We start from the raw sequence: 3,610 nt of genomic DNA on the forward strand, positions 1-3,610 counted from the left end.
TTAAGTTTTAAGTAGAAAACGCCGGGGGTAAACCGGCAGATCTTCCATAAAAACATACACCTTGACTGAAAAAGCAGAACCGGATAAAATTTCATCATGGCAGAAAAGGAAAATACCATAAAAGTGATTACCTTCCATGACAAGTTGATCCGGGAAATTTATGATGAAACTTCCTGAAAACACAATGATTGCCAGTGAGAAACTGACACACTATTTGCTGACATTACCGGGGTCTGACCCCGGTAAGTCTTTATTTGTATGTTTATTCGTTGCATGCTTCTTGGATTTGCTCACCATACACCCATCCATATAGTTTGTGGTTGGCGAGGGGAACAACTTTGTATTATAACAGTCTATGTTCCAAAGCCACCCAAATTTATCACTCCATGGAAGAGAGGTGAAAAATGATTAAGAAATGTGTTTTTTGTGGCGGCAATGACTATGAATCAAAAAAAACAGATTATTTGTATTCATACAAGGGTAATTATTTGCTTGTACCAAATACTCCTGTGGAAATTTGTAGTACTTGTGGGATGGTTTTCTACGAAGCTGCTGTTTTGAAGAAGATCGAGAAGCACTTCTTTGCAATTCAAAAAAAAGAGGAACAGCCTGACTCTTATATTCAATTGCCTCAAATGGCGTTTGGGGGGGTCTGACCCCGGAATTTCAGCACCGGAATAAGGGGGGGGTCAGGCCTGCGTTATTGTAGTTATTTTAAGTTTTAAGTTTTAAGTTGGCTGACTCCCGAGCTCTGGCCTCATTTGGGTTGCTAAAAGTTTTTGTTGGGGGTATCATTTTGTCATGGATTTATGAAATCCATCCACCAGAGATGATAGTATGGAAAAGATCAGCATAAAGGAGGCGAAAATGGAAGCTTCTGAAAATGTAATTAACATCAACTCGGTAATCGAGAGCGATCTGATAAAAATCATTGAACAAATAGAAAAAACAGGTCAGTCGATTCTGATTGTCCGTGGCAACAAACCAATTGTTAAAATTATTCCCCAGAAGAAAAACGATCCTCTTGAAACAGATCCGATGCTGGAAGGGGCTTGTTTTGTCGGCGATCCCACTGAGCCTCTCCCTGATTCCGACTGGCCGGAAGAATTAAGATGATAATCTGCATATATCCGTCGTTTCAGCCTGGGAAATATCGATGCTTTACAGGAGAAAAAGGCTTCATTTGCCAATTGAACCTGAACTGTATCTGGATCGCATGATAAAACAGCATGCATTAAATGAAGTTCCTTTGTCTCGCCATATTGCACAATTATCCGTTCGTTTGCCGGAAATTCACAACGATCCCGTGGGGGTCTGACCCTGGCAACTTATTGTTTTTACAGCTAATGATGCTTAATATAAGGGCTGAAATGGGCTTAGAGTGCACTTTTTGCGGGCAAAAAGCGGCTTTTAAGAATTAGCGCGATTTTTATTTCACGAAATAACAACGAGTTTTTCAAATGTCTTCTCGTTTTTGCATATGTGTTTCTTGCATTTTGTCACAAATTTTTGAGTGAAGTTGGGGGTCAGGCCTGCGTTATTGTAGTTATTTGGAGTTTTAAGTTTTAAATGTTAAGTAGACGGGGTGGTGTCAGTGCAGGTTTGGGGGTTGGCCTGCCGGCAATAATTCTCTGAAATTATGCATTTGCAGCATTTGATAAAAGGTAGTAAGCAGCGGCGTTCTTATGGAAACACAGCTTGTTGAGCATAAAAAATCATTTGGCAAAGAGGTGATTATTTCCCTTGCGGCCTTTGCCAATACCGAGGGCGGGTCAGTGGTTGTCGGTGTTGATGATGACGGCAATCCCTGTGGTTTGGAAGTTGGTCCTGAAACAGTGCAACGCTATTTGAATGAGATCAAGGTCGCCACCTATCCCCAGCTTGTGCCCAAGGCCCGGGTTCATGTCAATCTTTCCTATCACTTTGATGGCAGTCTTGAGCGCCGGGAGCGCTGGCAGTATCCCATGGAAGCGCTTCGAGAGCTTTTGTTGAATGCCGTGGTGCACCGGGATTACAAGAATCCTTCAGATATTGTGATCAAAATTTTCGATGACCGCATTATTTTTACCAATCCGGGAAAGCTCTATGGCAACTTGCAGATCGAGGATTTGCAGCGCAATGACTATGTGTCCTCTATAAGGAATCGGCTGCTGGCTGAGGCTTTTTTTCTGATGGGCGATATTGAGCGCTATGGCACTGGATTTGTGCGCATTCGGGAGGTGTTGAGTTCTTACACGGAGATTGGGTTCAAGATTGAGGAGATCGGAGATTTTTTTAAGGCTGAGCTGCATCAGACTGGATCGACGTCCTCTCCGATTACCCCCCATGATACCCCTCATGATACCCCTCATGTTGAGAAGTTACTGCTGTGCTGTGAAAAACCGGCAGGGCGCGAACAGTTGCAGGAGAAACTTGGAATAAGAGACAGAAAATATTTTTATAAAACCTTTTTGAGGCCGGCTTTGAAAACAGGGTTGCTTGAAATGACCATTCCCGAGAAACCCAGAAGTAAATTGCAAAAATACCAGCTGACAGAGGCTGGCCGGCAATGGTTGGCCGGCAGAGGGCAGTCATGACAGGGTCTGACCCCAGTAAATCGTTGTTTTTACAGGGGATGTTGTCTGAATCAAGGGCTGGAATGGTCTTGGAATGCGCTTTTTGATGCTGAAAAGCCATGTTTAAGAATTGAGGATTGCCGTGGCGCCGTCCCGGTGGGCCACCCTATGGAGCGGCCTGGACATTTGTGTTCTGGGGTGGGTTTTCTTTCGCTCAAAATCCAAAACTAAAAAAAGCTCGGGTGTAGACATTACGTAATAAGTGTCGTATGTTTGTAAGCATGGGTGTCGTATATTTGTAAAGAGGTATGGTCTATGTCTGTGAAAAAAACTTTAGAAGCTAAAATTAAATATCGTATAAAACGAAGTAGTTATTCTACCTTTGTGTTATCTGATTTCTATGATTTGTCCGATAGAGATCAGATACTCAGGGCTCTCAGAAAATTGATAAAGAAGAAATTGATTCTTCGTGTCGGCCAGGGGGTGTATGTGCGAACTAAAATTTCATCTGCTACTAAAAAAATTATCCCTGAGCAAAATATCAGGGATATTGCCATGACTGTTTTAAAAAAAACAGGCGTTGGTGTTGTTCCAACACCCTATGAACAGGAGTACAATGATGGAAAAACAACTCAGGTGCCAACAGGGATAGTGATAGGTGTGAACAGAAGGGTAAGTAAAAAAATAGGTTTCAATGGAAGATTTGTAAAATATGAAAAAGTTACCACCAATTGAAGTTTTTGATGATATTGCAATTGAATTGGGGGTTGATCCATCTTTCATTGAAAAAGACTGGTTCGCAGTAAAAATACTGCAGGGTGTTTCCACATTATCGGTGGTACCTTTAAAGATAATATTTGCTGGTGGAACATCCTTATCCAAAGGTTATGGGTTGATAAAAAGATTTTCTGAAGATTTGGATTTTAGAATTATTGGTGCGGCTGATATAACACGGGGAAACAGAAAAGCGGTCCGAAAAGAAATTATTTCCACAATAGATGAACTGACGGATATTTCCGTTATTAGTGATTCTATTATAAGTCGTGGCTGACCGG

Annotated in this window: 5 protein-coding genes; all 5 read left to right on the forward strand. The window is 41.8% G+C overall.

The features are described 5' to 3' along the window. Nucleotides 1–404 precede the first annotated feature (404 nt). The 5 genes from DPO_RS23350 (at nucleotide 405) to DPO_RS23370 (ending at nucleotide 3,606) form a co-directional block, all read left to right on the forward strand. Nucleotides 405–656, forward strand: a complete 252-nt coding sequence (locus tag DPO_RS23350; protein ID WP_006968857.1) for a type II toxin-antitoxin system MqsA family antitoxin — start codon at nucleotides 405–407, stop codon at nucleotides 654–656. A gap of 211 nt (nucleotides 657–867) precedes the next feature. Beyond that, nucleotides 868–1,116 (forward strand): hypothetical protein, encoded by a 249-nt coding sequence (locus DPO_RS23355; protein WP_006968858.1) that lies wholly within the window; start codon nucleotides 868–870, stop codon nucleotides 1,114–1,116. Nucleotides 1,117–1,685: 569 nt separating this feature from the next. Next, nucleotides 1,686–2,576, forward strand: coding sequence for a Fic family protein (locus DPO_RS23360; RefSeq protein ID WP_006968859.1), 891 nt, complete (start codon nucleotides 1,686–1,688; stop codon nucleotides 2,574–2,576). Nucleotides 2,577–2,870: 294 nt separating this feature from the next. After that, nucleotides 2,871–3,290 (forward strand): DUF6088 family protein, encoded by a 420-nt coding sequence (locus DPO_RS23365; protein WP_006968860.1) that lies wholly within the window; start codon nucleotides 2,871–2,873, stop codon nucleotides 3,288–3,290. Next, a complete protein-coding gene (locus DPO_RS23370) occupies nucleotides 3,268–3,606 on the forward strand; it encodes a nucleotidyl transferase AbiEii/AbiGii toxin family protein (RefSeq protein WP_051069433.1) in 339 nt (112 codons plus the stop codon). Before DPO_RS23365 ends, DPO_RS23370 begins: the two co-directional genes overlap by 23 nt. The last annotated feature ends 4 nt before the right edge of the window (nucleotides 3,607–3,610 follow it).

The sequence above is a fragment of the Desulfotignum phosphitoxidans DSM 13687 genome (assembly GCF_000350545.1).
Taxonomy (GTDB): domain Bacteria; phylum Desulfobacterota; class Desulfobacteria; order Desulfobacterales; family Desulfobacteraceae; genus Desulfotignum; species Desulfotignum phosphitoxidans.

Bases quoted from the DNA above. Each gene is read 5' to 3' on its own strand.
- DPO_RS23370 (WP_051069433.1), top strand. From the start codon at position 3,268: ATGAAAAAGTTACCACCAATTGAAGTTTTTGATGATATTGCAATTGAA.
- DPO_RS23350 (WP_006968857.1), top strand. From the start codon at position 405: ATGATTAAGAAATGTGTTTTTTGTGGCGGCAATGACTATGAATCAAAA.
- DPO_RS23360 (WP_006968859.1), top strand. From the start codon at position 1,686: ATGGAAACACAGCTTGTTGAGCATAAAAAATCATTTGGCAAAGAGGTG.
- DPO_RS23355 (WP_006968858.1), top strand. From the start codon at position 868: ATGGAAGCTTCTGAAAATGTAATTAACATCAACTCGGTAATCGAGAGC.
- DPO_RS23365 (WP_006968860.1), top strand. From the start codon at position 2,871: ATGTCTGTGAAAAAAACTTTAGAAGCTAAAATTAAATATCGTATAAAA.